Consider the following 15,123-nt stretch of genomic DNA (forward strand, 5'->3'; position numbering starts at 1 on the left):
CACCCAAGAACCCGATGCGCCGCATTGCGCTGGCTCGAACCGTAGCGGCGGTTGCGCAGAGCTGCAACCGATTCGCGAGGTCTCTTTCCCGGGCGCCGACTGCGATTATGTCAGGCTGTCATGCCGAGCCTGATCTTGCTCCCGCCCGGCGGCATGAGAGCACATACGGTGACGGCAGGAGGATGGCATGACACCTGACTCGGTACCGCGTCGGGAGAACTTCGACGAGGTCGGCGACTTCATCGCAGCGCACGAGACCTTCCGCGATGCCCAAGCGCCGACGGGACTCGCAGTCCTCGAACGCGCCGTTCGGCTCGGCGGCGACAGCCTCCGCGGCATAGCGACTCAAGTTCGCCGCATACGGGGACGAGAGCCCGAAGACGATGACTGGCCGGGACGGGCGTGGATGGATCTTCAATTCCTCATCGTCATCCTCTGGCGGATGCGCCAAGCAGGCGCCTTGGCGCTCTCCGCTGATACGTCCGCCGACCGTCTGCGTGCTGCCCTTGCCCGTTTTGACGCCCAAGTTCCGGATCTCAAGCGCATGCGCGACGTCGCACAGCACTACGAGGAGTACGCCGTTGACGGCCGCGGGCGCAGGCATGTTCGTCCGGGTCGCGCCGACAAGATCGGGCGGCGCATGCTGGACGTCGGTGAGTGGAACGGGAGCCGTTTCAACTGTCTCGGAGGCTCCATTGACTTCGAGGTTGCTGGCCGAGCATCCCAGGATCTGTTCACTGCCATCGTGAAAGCCCGCGATGAGGCGGCGGGGGAGCGCTGATGGGAGCCGTCTGCGAAGAGGCATTGGGCCACCTCGAACACCATCTCCACACTGCTCTCAAGGCCATGCAGGACAGCGCCGCCGATCCGCTAGGCGGCCACCCAGGAGTCGGTGATGCTGAGGCCAATAGGACTCGTCGGCAACCGGCTGACACCCTATTGGTCGATTCGAAGGATCGGCATCGCTGGCACTTCCTTGGCCAGCGCAAGCTCCTCACGTAGCGCGCCTCGGAGAGAGTGCAGGAGATCGTCGAGATTGGCTGTCTTGGACCGCGCTATGTCATGGGCGACTGTGGTCGCCAACTGCACTTGCTCCGGTTCGCCGAGCAGGCCGATGTCGCTGAGTGCTTGCTCGAAGGCGCGTGCATTCGACTCGAGCGGCCGATGACTCGCATCTGACAGCGTCCGATAGGCACTGAGCAGGAAGCCGATCCTCTCGCGGCGCAGCGTCTCGCGCCTGGAGACATACGTTGCCGTCGCAAAGGACAGGATGCCGGCCAGAACAATGCCCAGCAGCGAACTCATCACGGCCAACATGTGCTCACGGTAGTCAACTTCGGCGCTTGGAAGACGCGCTGTGCATCTGCGAGTTGCTTACCAGAGCTTGTGCCTACGTGAGGTCGCGCCGAAGGAGAGACTCCCAGGCGTCCAGGACGTCGTTGGCAAGGACATCGAGGTTGATTGGTCCTTCAGGCCCCAAGACGAGCCACCGGGCGTGCGAAGGTACATCCGGTGCAAACTCTCGGAGTCCGGTGGCGTGTGCCCCCGTTCGGTGATTCCGGTCTACGTGGCCGTGCTTGGTGCCGTTGCAGATGTCCGCGCACAATGCCAGCCGGGGATGTGCGGCGATCGCCGCATTGAGCGGCCGTTGTAGCTCGGGGTGGTCGCGAACAATCCAGTCCTTCAAGTGGAAGGCGGACTGGAAGAAGGCCATCGCGGTATCCCACAGGTCGTTTGGCCATGTAGCCCAATCGCCGTGCTCGGCCTCGTGGGCGATCTCGCGCAGCAGCCGCCCGTGCCAGCGCACCATTCGGGCGTACTGGTCATGCCACCCACGAGCTCGGTCCCACCCGATACCGAGCGGCGGGTTGAGAATGGCAGCCATGACTTCGAGCCTAGGTCAGGACGACACCAACGCGCTGCGCCAGATTGCTCAGTCTCCTTGTGCGAAAGCCCTCCGGCGAGCAATGACAGCAAACTTGTCCGAGGCACTGTCGAGACACGGTGAGTTGCTCCGGGTCGAGGGCCACTTGCTGGGAAGCGGCCGCGTTGACGCTACGTCACCCGGCGGCAATGGAGATGATCGGCAAGTTGCAGCCGGCTATCTGGCGCAGACAGTCGGCTCGCTGCTGCGCAGTGTCGTTCTGCTCATCGACGAAGAAGAGTTCTACGCGGCTGCGGCGCTTGCGCGGCAGTTGGTGGAGACCGAGTACCTACTCTGGGTGTTCGCGCACGAGCCTGGCGAGGCGGCGACATGGCTCAACACTTCGGCTGACGAGCGACGCGCGATGTGGCAACCGCGGCATCTTCGCAGCCGTTCCCAAGGCCGGTTCCTTGCCAAGGACTACAGCATGCACTGCGAGTTGGGAGGTCATCCCACACCGGAGGGCATGCAGGCCCTCATCAATACTCCGGATGCGGCGGCGGGAGAAGTGACCTTGGTCGACGCGCTCGGCCATGCGATCTCGAGTTGGGAGTCCGCAGGAACGTTTCTGGCGGCGGAGGACACGCGCGGCGATGTAGCGGCGGCCATCGCGCGGTGGCATGAGGAAGATCCTCTCTACGCCGCGCTTGCCCACCCGCCGGAAGACAGCGGCGGTGGCTGAGACTCGGGGCAGTTAGGCGAAGCCGATCATCCAGCTGAGGTCTTGATCGTCTTCGTCTGCGGCCGGCAGGATTGATGCCAGTGGCGGTTCGATGTTGATGTCGTACTGGCTCAAGATGATCGCGAGCTGGTAGCCGATAGCCGTGCGAAGGTCGCCCAGCGCCAGGCCGAACGCATCCGCCTCTCGCGGATAGTGCGGGCGGTCAAAGTGACGACCCTCCGGTCCGGCTACTTCGACAAACTTGCGGCAAGCGCCGCGCATCGCTTTGAGGCAGCCCTCAAGTTCGCGACCCGCCTTGGCATTCGTGATCTGCTCCGTCAACATCGTTCGGATCTGGAGCGCTGACTGGACGCAGTGCCGCTCATCCTCGACATGCCGGTCGCCGAAGAGGAGGCGCCGGTCTTCGAGGAAGGCGAGTACGGCACGGGCCACTGCCTTATCGCCGGGCGTCTTCTGCCATTGGATGCCGCCCAGCGGGATGCTGACACCGGTGAGTTCGTAGCCCATGTCGGTACGCTACTCCGCTTGGCAGGGCCTCGGTGGCGTTCAGCTTCGGCCTCGAGTTTGCATGGCTCCGTGCCTCGCACTTGGCATAGGCGGAGACATCCCCGCTGCTTGCGCACCCCGCGACGCGCGCGAGCCGTGTGGTCCGGCTGACGTACGCCGAGGCCACCGGCAATTGTCGGACGTCCTCGATACAGTACGGATCGCCGTAGGGAGGGAGTACGCAATGGCGCTGACCACATCGCTGGCGGGGCGGGTCCGCAACACCAGCCTACCCAAGAGCCACTCCTTGTTGCCGCTCCTGGAGGCTGTCGTGAACAGTCTGCAGGCGATCGACGAGCGCTTCGGCGACAGCCTCGATCAGGGCAAGCTTGAGATTACGATCATGCGGAGTGCGCAGGACGAGCTCGATCTGGGTTCCGCTAGCCCGGGCCGTGCGCCGCTCAGGCCGATCGTCGGGTTCTTGATCCGTGACAACGGTGTGGGATTCACCGACGAAAATATGCGTTCGTTTGAGACCTTGGACAGCGATCACAAGGTCAGGCTCGGCGGCCGCGGCGTTGGCCGTCTGGTTTGGCTTAAAGCGTTCGACCGCGTAGTGATCCAGAGCGCCTACCTTAATGGCGACGACCTCGCTTCCCGACAATTTAGGTTCTCTGTCTCTCGTGAAGTCGAGCCGTTGGAGCCGCCGGCCGGCTTCACCGAACCTGGAACCATTGTTCATCTCGACGGGTTCAAGAATGACTACCAGAAGAGTGCACCAAAGTCTGGAGACGCGATTGCTCGCGAAATCTTCGAGCATTGTATCTGGTATTTCTTGCGGCCGGGCGGCGCTCCGGACATCGTCGTGATTGACGAGGAGGTCTTTGCGCTGCGCAACCTCATGGATGAATTTATCTATTCTGAGCTAGCGCCTAGCAGCATCGAGGTCAAGGGCATCCGATTCGATCTCGTCAACCTCTGCCTCAAATCGTCATCTCGCAACGTTGTGCCGCGCCTACTCTGGTGCGCCGCTAACCGAGTTGTACTGGAGGAGAATCTGACCGCAAAGGTTCCAGGCCTCTTCGGACGGCTCAAAGACGAGCAGGAGACTGAGTTCACATACGTCTGCTACCTCTCGTCAGACTTCCTAGATCGACACGTTCGCGCCGATAGGACCGCCTTCGACCTTGACGAGCGCATTCCGGGCACGAGCTTGATGGACGATCTCTCGATGGAGGACATCAGATCAGATGTACTCGCAGAGGTAGAGCGGTTGCTGTCTGCGCCTCTCGCCCGTGCGCGGGAAGAGGGCAAGCATCGAGTCAACGACTTCGTGAGCAAGCGCGCACCTCGCTACCGCCCCGTCCTGGCTCGCCTTGAAAACCTGGGCGTCACGGTCGATCCCGGAGTCAAAGATCAGGAGCTCGAGCTCTTATTGCATCGCAGTCTGCAGCGGCTCGAAGCGGATGCCATCGCAGAGGGCCAGGCCGTCTTCGCTGAAGTTGGCTCGACTCCGGTTGAGGAGTACGAGGAACGCCTCGGTCGCTACCTAGAGACCATTCAGGAGATCAACCAGTCCGATCTGGCTGCGTATGTTTCGCGCCGGCGGGTGATCCTCGACCTTCTCCAGAAGCTTGTCCGCACTGACGACTCCGGAACGTACTCGCGCGAGGAGGCCGTGCATTCGCTCCTGATGCCGATGCGAACCGATTCCAACGGTGTCGGCACCGATGCTTCCAACCTGTGGATCATCGACGAGCGCCTTGCTTTCCACGACTATCTCGCTTCCGACAAAACGCTGAGAAGCATGCCGATCACGGGCTCCACTTCGACGACCGAGCCGGACATCTTTGCTACGCGACTCGTTGACACACCGTTCCTGACGGCTGAGGGCGAGACGCTCCCGTTGGCGTCGATTGTGGTCATCGAGTTCAAGCGGCCCATGCGGAACGACGCCACAGAAGGAAAAGACCCGATCGCCCAAACGCTTGAGTACGTCAAGCGAGTGCGGGATGGTGGAGTGCGTACTTCCTCAGGCCGACCGATACCTGAGACCGCGGAGTCCCCAGCCTTCTGTTACATCATTGCCGATATCACGCCAACCATGGTTGCCCGGTGCGAGTTGGCGAACCTGCGAAAGACACACGACGGGATGGGCTACTTCGGTTTCAATGAAGCGACCAAGGCGTATGTCGAGGTCATGTCATTCGACAGGCTTGTCAATGTCGCTACCGAGAGGAACCGAGCGTTTTTCGACAAGTTGGGTCTGCCGTCCAGCTAGTCATCTGGTGCATCTAGAGATGGGCTCAGCGCTGCTCGACCGCTGGCGTGCCGGGGAGCACGATCAGGATCGGTCACGACCGTGAGGGTCCCGGGTGACAACACGGCTCTTCACAGTTATCGCACCCAGTCTGACAGTCCCGACCACACCAGCAGACTCACCCACGCTTAGATCCGAAGGGCCGGCAATGCGGCAAATGAATTGTGGACGTGTCGTTAATGAATTGAATGAATGTTATATTGGATGTAATGAGTGATATTGAAGCCGACGAACTAATCCCGTCTCTAAGCGATTCGATACAGCGTCGCAGGTCCGAGAATAAAGACGATCTGCAGGAGCTCTATGCGTTGCTTGACGCGATAGAAGCAGACGTATCGCGCGACCCCTACCAGGATATGGCAAGAGTGAGATATCTGTTCGACCGACTCAAGGTAAGAATGAAAGATACTCTGGAGCGGACGAATAGAAGCGATGAGGCTTGACGAGCAGGTCGGCGGGCTATGTGGACTTGTGGCTAAAATGACCTATGCAAAGCAGCCTTGGCGATTAGCGGTTTTCTGAATGGTGTAGGTAGCTGAGCGTGCCGAGGAGAACGATCAGGATCGGTCACGACCGTGAGGGTCCCGTGTGACAACACCCCGTCTCCGCAGGTGCCGGAGGACGCTCGCAGGGTGGAACCCGAGTCCCTCGCCAACAGCCGCCATCGACAAGCCTGACCGGTAGAGCCGCACCATCTCATCCACCTGTGCATTCGTCGGTGCCTGGTGGCGCATGCTGACCCCCGCAGCCTTGAGCCGGATCGAGACCGTGCGCCGTTCGATGCCGAACTCGATTGCGAGCTGATACACCGTCGCTCCGGCCTCGTAGCGTTCGACGAGACGCGCCACTTGGCGTTCGTTGAGGCGGACGGCTCGTCTCGGCGCTACGCGTTGCTCTGGGTGAGGAGGCCGTGATTTGGTAAAATCTATGGAGTGGTACGCCTTGATTGCCCGCTTCAGCGGTGACGGGGACGAGTTCGTCAGCTGTCTTAGGAGCACCACACGTTGGACGAAGCCGCAGGGCGGAGGATTTAGGCCTCTGACCTGCGGCTTTTTCAGTTTCAGGGTGGACGCGACAAGCCCCTTCACAAGGGAGCAAACACCGCATGATCACCCGCCGTTACCGTTTATGGCACGAAAATGCCCCAACTTTCGACCCGTCTCGGGTCATCTCGGGGTGCCCGAGCCGACTCTCGGGGAGGCTCGCACACCTTCTCGTCATGAAGCCGATCAGCTCGATCTCGCCCGCCGATCGCGACACCGTCGGGGAGCCCGGCGCGCCCTCCGACGCCAGTCCCCGCTCTCTCGGTAACGAGGCGTTCGACTCCGCGCTGTCACTGAAGGAGCTGGCCGCCCTGCTGCATGTGAGCGTCCAGACGCTCTACGACCTCCGTAGCCAAGGCCGGGGGCCCGTGGGATTCCGTGTGGGCAGACATCTGCGCTTCCGCCGCGCCGAGGTCACAGCGTGGCTGGAGCGCCTGGAGTCCGAGGATGCCGAGCGACACCACGCGGAGGCACGGCCATGAGCGGCCGACCGCGCCTGGAGATCGGGACGTACGGCACCATCCACGTGCATCGTGCCGGGCCCAGGCGGTACTACGCGCGCACGCGTCTCCGCGACGCCGACGGCCAGGTCCGGCAGGTCAGAGGCAGTGGACCCACCCGCAGCCGAGCCACCGCGGACCTTAAGAGCCGGATCCTCGATCGCCCGGGATATGGGCACGGCGGAGTGCTGAGCCTGCGGAGTCCGTTCGTTGACCTCGCCGAGCTCTGGCTCGCCGAGCTCGCCACGCGTGACATCTCCGAAGGCACCAAGGAGAACTACCGCGATGACCTACGGGTGCACGTACGGCCGTACTTCGAGGGATACACCCTCGGCGAGATCACGACGGGCCGGGTCGAGACGTTTCTCAAGTCGCAGTCGGCCGTCTCCTACTCTCGTGCGAAGCACACCCGGACGCTGCTCAATCAGTTGTTCGGCTATGCGTTGCGCAACGATGCGATGCCACGCAACCCGGTCGAAGGGACCTCGTCGCTGCACCGGCCGAAAGGTTCGCCCCAAGCCCTCACTGCCGACCAGATCGCAGCCATCCGGCGTGCTGCTGCGGTGTGGCGAACGGGCCCGGGAGTCAAGGGCCCCAAGCCCGATGGCCAGGTCCGCGATGCGGTCGAGGTGCTGCTGGGCACCGGAATGCGTCCGGGCGAAGTGCTCGCCATCCGGCCGCTGGACATCCGCGACACCAAGCAGGGCATGACGGTGCACATCTGCGGCACCGTGGTCACGCGGACGGGGAAGGGGACCTACCGGCAAGTGCGCCCCAAGACCGATGCGTCCTTCCGGACCATCCCCGTGCCGAAGTTCGCAGCCGATGTCATTCGCAGTCGCCTCGATCAGATGGGTCCGGAGGAGAAGGAATGGACGCTCTTCCACAACCGCGACGGCGGCCCGCTGAGCCCCCACAACTTCCGGCGCACGTTCCGTGAGTTCCTGGCGCTCGCCGACCTGTCCGACAGTGGAATCACTCCTCGCTGGTTCCGTCGAACCGGCGCCACCGTGCTGGCACGTGGGATCAGCGCCGACGCCGCCGCTACCCATCTCGGGCACACCTCGACGGCGATCACCGAGGGTCATTACATCGAGCCCGACCTGACGGTCGACTTCGCAGCGGCGGCAGTCATCGAGACGACGCTGCGACCCACCAACCCTGACCTCTCACTCCTGACCCGACCTCTGAGCGAGGAGGAAGAACTGCTGCTCGACCAGATCGATGACGACGGCGCGGATGGAGACGGCGGCACGGAAGGCGAGCGGAAGGAGGCCCCGGCCGCATGATGCGAGGCCACATCTGGCCGCTCGAGGGCCCTACGCTCGACCGCCAACACGTAGTCACCGATGGGACGGGTCCCTAGGTGTATGTCGAGGCCCGCCTCGATCAGCGCAGCCGAACGATGCGCTGCCTCGCGGTGATCGACCCCATTGGACCCGTCTCGACCACACTTTCACGGTGCCCCCGAGACCGTTCCACGCATACGGACCTCGGTTCGGGGAACGGTGGAGGCATGCGCGATGTGGCGCCGATGCTCGCGACCGCAGGCACCCTCGAGGGACTGGGGCCGCAGGATCAGTGGGCGTTCGAGATGAAGTGGGACGGCGTGCGCGCACTCGCCCATGTCGACGACGGTGCAGTGCGTCTGGTGTCCCGCAACGGTAACGATATGACTGTCTCCTGGCCCGAGCTTGCGGATCCCGGCGTGACGCTGCCCGGTGACTGCGTGATCGACGGTGAGATCGTCAGCTTCGACACTGATGGCCGACCGAGCTTCGCTCGCCTGCAGCGGAGGATGCATGTTGGCAGCGCTGGCGCGGCGGCCAGGCTTGCGAAGAGCGAGCCCGTGGTGCTGCTCCTCTTCGACGTCCTCGCCATCGGCGGCGAGACCCTCGTGTCTCAGCCCTACACGGATCGGCGACGACGTCTGGAGCAGCTCGGCCTGACCACATCCACGTGGCAGACACCGGCCGCGTTCGTCGGTAACGGTGATGAGGCGCTCGCGACGAGTCAAGCGCACCAACTGGAGGGCATCGTCGCGAAACGGTTGGCGTCGACGTACCAGCCCGGACGACGGTCGGCCGACTGGATCAAGATCAAGAACATCCGTACCCAGGAGGTCGTCGTCGGTGGCTGGACCGCGGGTCAGGGTGCGCGCAGCACCACGCTCGGTGCGCTCCTGCTCGGCATCCCCTCGCCCGAAGGGCTGCGCTACGTCGGCAAGGTCGGCACGGGCTTCAGCTCCTCGACGCTGCGCGACCTTGTCGGCGACCTGGCGCCGCTGGCCGTCGCCGACTCCCCGTTCCTCGAGCTGCCTCGAGCCGATGCCCGTGCCGCGCGCTGGGTGAGGCCCGAGCTGGTCGGCGAGGTCACCTTCGCCGAATGGACCCGCGACGGCAGGCTGCGCCATCCCTCGTGGCGCGGACTACGGCCCGACAAGCGGCCCGACCAGGTGGTGCCAGAATCCTGACGTGAGCGCGCTTGAGGTCGCCGGTGAGCTGTACGGGCTGACACCCGCGGAGTTCACCCCTGCCCGCAACGCAGCGGTCACGCGCCTCAAGGGAACCCCCGACGCAGTGATCGTGAAGCGGCTGCGCAAGCCTTCGATGGCCGCCTGGGTGGTCAACCTGCTCGTCCGTCACGAGACCGAGCAGATCGAGCAGATGCTCGACGTGGGAGCCGCGCTGCGTGCCGCGCAGGCGGACCTGGACGCCGCGCAGCTCCGAGCGCTCACCACGCAGCGACGCCAACTCACCGCTGCAATGACGACTCGCGGCCGCGCCTTGTCCGGTGAGCATGGTGTCCGCGTGACTGAGGGCGTCGCCGAGCAGGTGCTGCAGACGCTCAACGCCGCAATGATCGACGAGGGCGCGGCCGGGGCCGTTCGCAGCGGGCTGCTCGTCGGCACGCTGATGGCCACCGGCGTCGGCCCGGTCGAGGTGACCGAGTCCGTCGCACTGCCAGAGGTCATCGGCCATGCGTCACCCCCGTCCCCGACGGGACTGCGGGCTGTGAAGAACGCCCCGAACGATGCGGAATCCACGAGAGCCCCTGCCCGCGAGCGCGCCGAACGACGCCGGGCCGCCCGCGAGATGCTCGCGCAGGCAGAGGACGTCGCCGACGCAGCGCAGGCGGAGCTGGCCCGATCTGCCGCGCAGCTTCGGTGCCGCGAGGCCGCCTCCATGCAGGCACACGCCGAACTCGAGGAACTGCAGCGCCGCGTCGCCGACGCTGAGGTCGCCGTCCGCGACGCCGAGGACCGGCTCAGTGACACCGAGCAGGAGCACGAGACAGCCCAGACCCAACTGGCCGAGGCTCGCGACGCCGTCAACGAGGCCCGTCGGAGCCTCGCGGAACTCGACTGACCGTCCGCTCGCACAACCTGGAGTCCTCTCTGGCTACACCCCGGGCGCAGGAACGACCAGGTCCCATTCGGGCGTTTAGCCGACCCGCGGGATTCAGGTCGGCGGCGTGTGGCGCTCCGCCGGGCATCACTTCCTTGCTCGGCCCACCGGCGCTCAGACCTCGGAGCGCTCGCCGCGTCGGACTCGTAGCGACGAGATTTCGCCGAGCTCAGAGGCCGACCGCATGCCCGGTGTCGGGCGCGCGCCGTTCGGCTGAGGAGGGGATCGGTGACCTCTCGGCGCGTCGCCCCGGGGTGCGGTCGACCTCGTACCTGGTGCGGGCGGCATCGTGGCCGATGCGGCGGGCCACGAACTCCTCGCGGGTCACGGTCTTCCCGTCGCGCTCGACGTCGTACTCGTGGGCGTAGCCGGAGGAAACGAAGGAGTCGCCCTTGCGGAACCATGCGTGGGCCTTCTCTGCGGTGGCGCCGAAGAGCACCATGTCGTGGAAGCTGGGCTCGATCGGCGTGAAGGTGCCGTCGGGCTCCTTGCGGGCGTGCTCGACGCCGATCCGGGCATAGAACCGTGCGGTGCCGTCTTTGGTGGAGGTGAGCTGGGGGTCGGAGGCGATGAACCCGGTGAGGCTCATCTGAGTGGGGATCGACATCTCGGAACTCCTGCTGATCATGCCGACACCTCGACGTGGTGACGGCTCCTTATCAGCCAGGTGTGCTCTGCGAGCCGAGCTGGCCTCAGAGGCCGGGTTGCGGGCTCTCTGGTCGCGGAGCGGTGACGCGTGGCACCAGCGTTGGCGCGGCGGCTCGCCGCGCTGAGCGTCGGTTGACCGTGCAGTTCGGGTGAGTGACGTCGGGGCCGACTTGCTCGGCGACGAACTCGGTGACCAATCCTTCGCGGTCGTACTCGTAGGAGTCGAGTTGCCCTGATGCAACCACGGGATCGCCTTGGCGGAGTGTTTGGTAGGCACGTTGGGCCGCGGCGCCGACGATGACCAGTCCGCATCGGATCGACGGGCGCGCCTCATGACCTACCGGCGCGGTCGTGACGTCGACCTCTGCGTAGAACCGGGCGGGCTCTGTGCCGATGACGGTGAGCCGTGGGATCGTCGAGATCGTGCCGTGCAGGCTCGCGCCGGTCGGGATGGACCGGTCGTCATCCGCGTCGTGCGCGGTGTCTCGGCCCCGCTCGGGCGCGCTCCCCTCACCGCTGGATTCGGGCTGGGAGTCAGATCGTTGGGACATCGGAGGTCGCTCCTCGGGAGTTGGGTCGGTGGACGAGCGCGGCGTGGAGGTCGGCACGGCTCCGTGCTGCGGCCGCCAGTGCAGGCTTCTCGACGGCGGGCGGGCGAAGTTGTCGGTTGATGAGCTGACTGAGGGTGGTGTGGTCGGTCTCGGCGAGCGGGACGTACCGCTCCCGGACGGGGGCGACCATGCTGCCGGTGCCCTGAACGAGCCGGGGGAGGGTGACGCGGGTGAAGTACGTCTGGCGGTTGATTCCGGTCTCGATGACGTCGGCGATTCGGTGATCAAGCCGCGTGAACAGGGTCGTGAATGCGTGGAGCGCGCGCGGATCGACGTGCTCGGGTCGGACGCCGTTGAGTCGGCTGACGGCGTTAGCGGCTTCGGCGGCGGCGAGTCCGCCCACGCCGGCCCGTCCGCCGATGTTCCTCAACTCCTGCTTGAGGATTCGGTAGGTCTCAGTTCGCTCGCTCCACGTACGGGCGAGGTCCGGTTCCAGGGCACTGGCGAGTTGGGCGAGGCGCCCGGTGAGGTGAATCTGGCTGTCGACGATGAGCCGGAGGTTTGTCGCGTTGGGGAAGGACTTCATCCGGACGGTGAGGTTGTGCTCGGCCTGGAGCACTCCGAGCAGTCCGGGCTTGGCGGGCCCGCGGATCGGCTTCACGGGCGGTTGCCAGCCGCGCATATCGATCGAGTAGTCGGGGGGTTCGAGGCTGGCGTCCATGGCGCAGGCCAGGGCGCTCCAGCCGAGTCGGTCGGGGTGGTGGAGTCTCTCCCACCCAGGGATGGCGGCGTACCGCTGATCGAGCACGACCAGGGCTTGGACGGTCGCTGCGACGTCGCCGACCAGTGTCCGGAGTTGGCTGGCGTCGAGGCTGCCGTGTCCGAGGCCGGCGGTGAAGTCGTGCTCACCTAACGCGGCGGCGCGGGCGACGTGTCGCCAGTGCTCGACCATGTCGAGGGTGTGAGGTGTGGTGAGGTCGGCCAAGCTCGGGAGTGCAGTCGAGGACGCATGCCTCGCCTGGCCGACGGAGCGGTCGAGGGCCTCCAAGGCGTTGTGCCGGCGTTCGGGGAGTCGGAACGGGTCGCTTCCTGTTGGCTGGAGCGCGCTCGCTGCGCCGGGGAGCGCGGCGGTGCTGGCTTGGTGGCACCAGACGAGGGCGGCTTGCCGGTAGCTGCGGATCTGGCGGCCGATCTCCTCGCGTTCGGCGACGGTCGCGGTCACCGGCACGGTGTGGACTCCGCCTCCGCCGATGCGTTGCTGGATGCGGTGCTCGCGCAATAGGGCGGCTAGCTCGCTGCGCAGAAGGGCGCCGGTCTCGGCGTACGTCACGGCTCGTCCACGACATCGTCGACCTGGCTATCGACCTGGATATCGGGCTGGTCGTCGGACTCGTAGTCGAGGGCGTGGGCGTCCTCGAGTGCTGCAAGGAGCAACTCGATGCGGAGGCTGTCCACGCCGTAGTCGTGGAGTTGCCGGATCGCGGTGGTGGCGAGCTCTGCGAGCGCGGTCCGGTCTTCGGTCAGGTCCGTGGTGTCCAACGCTGGGACGTCGTCGTCGTGGATGCAGTCGAGTTGGATCAGCGCCCGCTCGAATGCCGAGGACGCCTCCAGGTTTCGCGCGCGGTCGGAGAGTGCGGCGATGCAGGATCGAGCCTGGACGAGGGTGACGGCGTGGGCGAGGAGCATGGTGATTTCCTTCCAGTTCTGCGTTGAGGCGGGCGTTCGTCGGGCCTCTGGTCTGTCGATTCGACGGTGCCTCGACGGTGCGCGGCGGGGAGTCGTCGACAGTGGTGGGTGTGGACAGTCGGCTCGATCCGCCGGTGGTGGTGAGAGGCCGGACGGTCGTGTGACCTGGGGCAGGCTCATCCGGGAACGACGGCCCCGTCGTCGTCGTCGCCCTGGTTTCGGTCGTCGTCGCCTCGGCCGTCCCGTGCGGGTGCGACGGCTTGCTTGACGCGTTGCTCGATGAGCCGCCGCGCGGCGACGTCCTCGGCGACGAAGAGCTGAAAGTCGGCGTACCGGTCGTGGATCTCGACCTCGGATCCGGTGCTGCGGATCGGCTCACCGGGCCAGGTGGCCTGCCTGGTGGGCCGGTCTCGGTCGAGCCGGCAGCCCGCGGTGGAGACCCAGTCTCTGAGCCGGGCGCGGCAATCGGAGAAGTCCCGGTGCCAGGCGAGGGGACCTGAGGGGTTGCCGTCGGGGTGGTAGGCGGTGAGCCAGGAGGTGTGCAGGGCGGAGAGCTCCCACACGAGCTCGTCGTGGCGGTGCCAGTACGGCGGCACGACGGCCGGCGGCAGGCCGTAGCTCAACCGCAGCCATTCGATCCACTCGTCGAGGGCGGGCCACTCGATGGCAGCCTCGTCCGCGGTGAGGAGATTCCAGTTGACCGGTCGGGGCAGGTCGGAGGGGTCGAAGTCTGCGAAGAGGTCGCCCACATCGTCGTAAACATCGTCATCGTCGTGGACGTCGTCACCACGACGATCCTGCACGGCGCGTTCGATCCCCAGGGCGGCTTGGAGCGCGTGAAGCATGTCGTGCCTCAGAGCCCGAGGACCGGACGCAGCACCGGGGCAGACCGAGATCCAGACCCAGAGATCGCGTCGGGCGTCGCTTCGGCGACCGAGGCGACGGGGCCGCGGATGCTGCAATGGGTCGGGTTGGTCATCGGTGTCTCCTGTCTCGGGGCGGTGCCGGGCGGCTCCGCGTCTCACGAGGCAGGTGTGCCGCCGTATCGGGGTCCGCCCGGACACCTACCGACGGCGACGGGAGTGACCGAGCAAGTTCGGACGCTTTGACCGACGACGGCTAGCGTCGACGTCGAACCAACCTGACGCAGGCGAGGGGAGGAAAGGGTGAAGAGGCTCGAGGACGCTGTGCGAGCGGGCGAGTCGCCGGAGGACCTGACGCTCCTGATCCGTGGCGGCACTGACACCAAGGAGAAGCTCGTTCAGCACGCTGACCGGATGTCGGATCGTTTCACCTATCAGGGATTGGCGGCCAGAGGGATCTCCCTCTTCGCGGCACGTGGTGACCTCGACGAACGCGCCGTGCTCGCAACCCGCCTGATCACCTACCGCCGGTACTACAAGGTCGCACCCGCACAGCTGGCGACCGTCGGGCGGTTGCTTCCCACCTTCGCCGCGCCGCATTGGACCCTGCTGTTCGAGCCCGCCCAATCGGTCCCGCCACGTCCGCTGGCAGACCTTGTCGAGGAGTTCCTCGCTATCTTGGGACCGTTGTTGGACAATCCGAAGTACGTACCGCCCGAGGCGCACAGGAGGTGACCGCGATGACCGACGTACCCGTTGTCGTCGACCTGGAGGTCGACTTCCACAGCGTTGACGAGACCGGCTACATCTGGACATGGCTCTCCGACGCGCGCGACCCGACGGTGATCCAGCCGGGGTCGATCGTCGTGGTCGGTGATGAGGATGCCCTCGCGATGGGCCGGATCGTCGACCTCGTCGAGGAGGAGAAGGGCACGGTCGTCCACGTCGACGTCCTGCCCGGGCCGGTCGGGAGCTACGTCGAGGCGGTCAACCGCTTCGCCGCCAGCGTCTGA

The 15,123-nt window shown here is 65.5% G+C and carries 18 protein-coding genes; 9 read left to right on the top strand and 9 right to left on the bottom strand.

Translation table 11 applies throughout. From position 1 onward, the window contains the following. Window positions 1-187: 187 nt before the first annotated feature. Window positions 188-781 carry a hypothetical protein gene (locus QM572_RS11915; protein ID WP_415093339.1) on the top strand — a complete coding sequence of 198 codons (594 nt, stop codon included), beginning with the start codon at window positions 188-190 and terminating at the stop codon, window positions 779-781. 155 nt (window positions 782-936) lie between these two features. On the opposite strand, the gene QM572_RS11920 is transcribed toward QM572_RS11915, so the two are convergent. Together QM572_RS11920 and QM572_RS11925 are read right to left on the bottom strand one after the other, a co-directional pair. Then, window positions 937-1,317 (bottom strand): hypothetical protein, encoded by a 381-nt coding sequence (locus tag QM572_RS11920; RefSeq protein ID WP_415093340.1) that lies wholly within the window; start codon window positions 1,315-1,317, stop codon window positions 937-939. 73 nt (window positions 1,318-1,390) lie between these two features. Beyond that, window positions 1,391-1,885, bottom strand: a complete 495-nt coding sequence (locus QM572_RS11925) for a hypothetical protein (RefSeq protein WP_415093342.1) — start codon at window positions 1,883-1,885, stop codon at window positions 1,391-1,393. On the opposite strand from QM572_RS11925, the gene QM572_RS11930 reads away from it, so the two are divergent. Beyond that, entirely contained in the window at window positions 1,884-2,606 is a 723-nt protein-coding gene (locus QM572_RS11930) for a hypothetical protein (protein WP_415093344.1), read from the top strand. The genes QM572_RS11925 and QM572_RS11930 overlap by 2 nt on opposite strands. Before the next feature lie 12 nt (window positions 2,607-2,618). Here QM572_RS11930 and QM572_RS11935 read toward each other — a convergent pair whose 3' ends face one another. After that, complete coding sequence (locus QM572_RS11935) at window positions 2,619-3,113, bottom strand: DUF6650 family protein (protein WP_415093346.1); 495 nt, start codon at window positions 3,111-3,113, stop codon at window positions 2,619-2,621. Window positions 3,114-3,336: 223 nt separating this feature from the next. Between QM572_RS11935 and QM572_RS11940 the strand changes: the two genes are divergently transcribed. Next, on the top strand, window positions 3,337-5,373 hold the full coding sequence (locus tag QM572_RS11940) for an ATP-binding protein (protein ID WP_415093348.1): 2,037 nt from the start codon (window positions 3,337-3,339) through the stop codon (window positions 5,371-5,373). Between the two features lie 596 nt (window positions 5,374-5,969). Here QM572_RS11940 and QM572_RS11945 read toward each other — a convergent pair. Then, window positions 5,970-6,260: a hypothetical protein gene (locus QM572_RS11945; RefSeq protein WP_415093350.1), complete on the bottom strand. Its 291-nt coding sequence runs from the start codon at window positions 6,258-6,260 to the stop codon at window positions 5,970-5,972. 371 nt (window positions 6,261-6,631) lie between these two features. On the opposite strand from QM572_RS11945, the gene QM572_RS11950 reads away from it, so the two are divergent. From QM572_RS11950 to QM572_RS11965, 4 genes are all read left to right on the top strand, one after another. After that, a complete protein-coding gene (locus QM572_RS11950; RefSeq protein ID WP_415093352.1) occupies window positions 6,632-6,937 on the top strand; it encodes a helix-turn-helix domain-containing protein in 306 nt (101 codons plus the stop codon). Between the two features lie 203 nt (window positions 6,938-7,140). Beyond that, the gene (xerC, locus tag QM572_RS11955; protein ID WP_415093354.1) at window positions 7,141-8,244 is read left to right on the top strand and encodes a site-specific integrase; all 1,104 of its coding nucleotides are present in this window, start codon (window positions 7,141-7,143) and stop codon (window positions 8,242-8,244) included. A gap of 227 nt (window positions 8,245-8,471) precedes the next feature. Next, window positions 8,472-9,428, top strand: coding sequence for a non-homologous end-joining DNA ligase (ligD, locus tag QM572_RS11960; RefSeq protein WP_415093356.1), 957 nt, complete (start codon window positions 8,472-8,474; stop codon window positions 9,426-9,428). Window position 9,429: 1 nt separating this feature from the next. Continuing rightward, entirely contained in the window at window positions 9,430-10,323 is an 894-nt protein-coding gene (locus tag QM572_RS11965; protein ID WP_415093358.1) for a hypothetical protein, read from the top strand. A 208-nt stretch (window positions 10,324-10,531) separates the two neighbouring features. Here QM572_RS11965 and QM572_RS11970 read toward each other — a convergent pair whose 3' ends face one another. The 5 genes from QM572_RS11970 to QM572_RS11990 all read right to left on the bottom strand — a co-directional run bounded on the left by QM572_RS11970 (window position 10,532) and on the right by QM572_RS11990 (window position 14,092). Continuing rightward, complete coding sequence (locus tag QM572_RS11970) at window positions 10,532-10,969, bottom strand: single-stranded DNA-binding protein (protein ID WP_415093360.1); 438 nt, start codon at window positions 10,967-10,969, stop codon at window positions 10,532-10,534. Between the two features lie 85 nt (window positions 10,970-11,054). Beyond that, a complete protein-coding gene (locus tag QM572_RS11975; RefSeq protein ID WP_415093362.1) occupies window positions 11,055-11,618 on the bottom strand; it encodes a single-stranded DNA-binding protein in 564 nt (187 codons plus the stop codon). Beyond that, window positions 11,545-12,891, bottom strand: coding sequence for a hypothetical protein (locus QM572_RS11980; protein ID WP_415093364.1), 1,347 nt, complete (start codon window positions 12,889-12,891; stop codon window positions 11,545-11,547). The genes QM572_RS11975 and QM572_RS11980 overlap by 74 nt, the downstream gene beginning before the upstream one ends. Continuing rightward, window positions 12,888-13,247, bottom strand: a complete 360-nt coding sequence (locus QM572_RS11985; protein ID WP_415093366.1) for a hypothetical protein — start codon at window positions 13,245-13,247, stop codon at window positions 12,888-12,890. The genes QM572_RS11980 and QM572_RS11985 overlap by 4 nt, the downstream gene beginning before the upstream one ends. Window positions 13,248-13,423: 176 nt before the next feature. Then, window positions 13,424-14,092 carry a hypothetical protein gene (locus QM572_RS11990; RefSeq protein ID WP_415093368.1) on the bottom strand — a complete coding sequence of 223 codons (669 nt, stop codon included), beginning with the start codon at window positions 14,090-14,092 and terminating at the stop codon, window positions 13,424-13,426. 321 nt (window positions 14,093-14,413) lie between these two features. Between QM572_RS11990 and QM572_RS11995 the strand changes: the two genes are divergently transcribed. Together QM572_RS11995 and QM572_RS12000 are read left to right on the top strand one after the other, a co-directional pair. After that, window positions 14,414-14,845, top strand: coding sequence for a hypothetical protein (locus tag QM572_RS11995; protein ID WP_415093370.1), 432 nt, complete (start codon window positions 14,414-14,416; stop codon window positions 14,843-14,845). A gap of 5 nt (window positions 14,846-14,850) precedes the next feature. Continuing rightward, a complete protein-coding gene (locus QM572_RS12000) occupies window positions 14,851-15,123 on the top strand; it encodes a hypothetical protein (protein WP_415093372.1) in 273 nt (90 codons plus the stop codon).

Origin of the sequence: Nocardioides sp. (assembly GCF_047607365.1) — a bacterium.
Lineage (GTDB): Bacteria > Actinomycetota > Actinomycetes > Propionibacteriales > Nocardioidaceae > Nocardioides.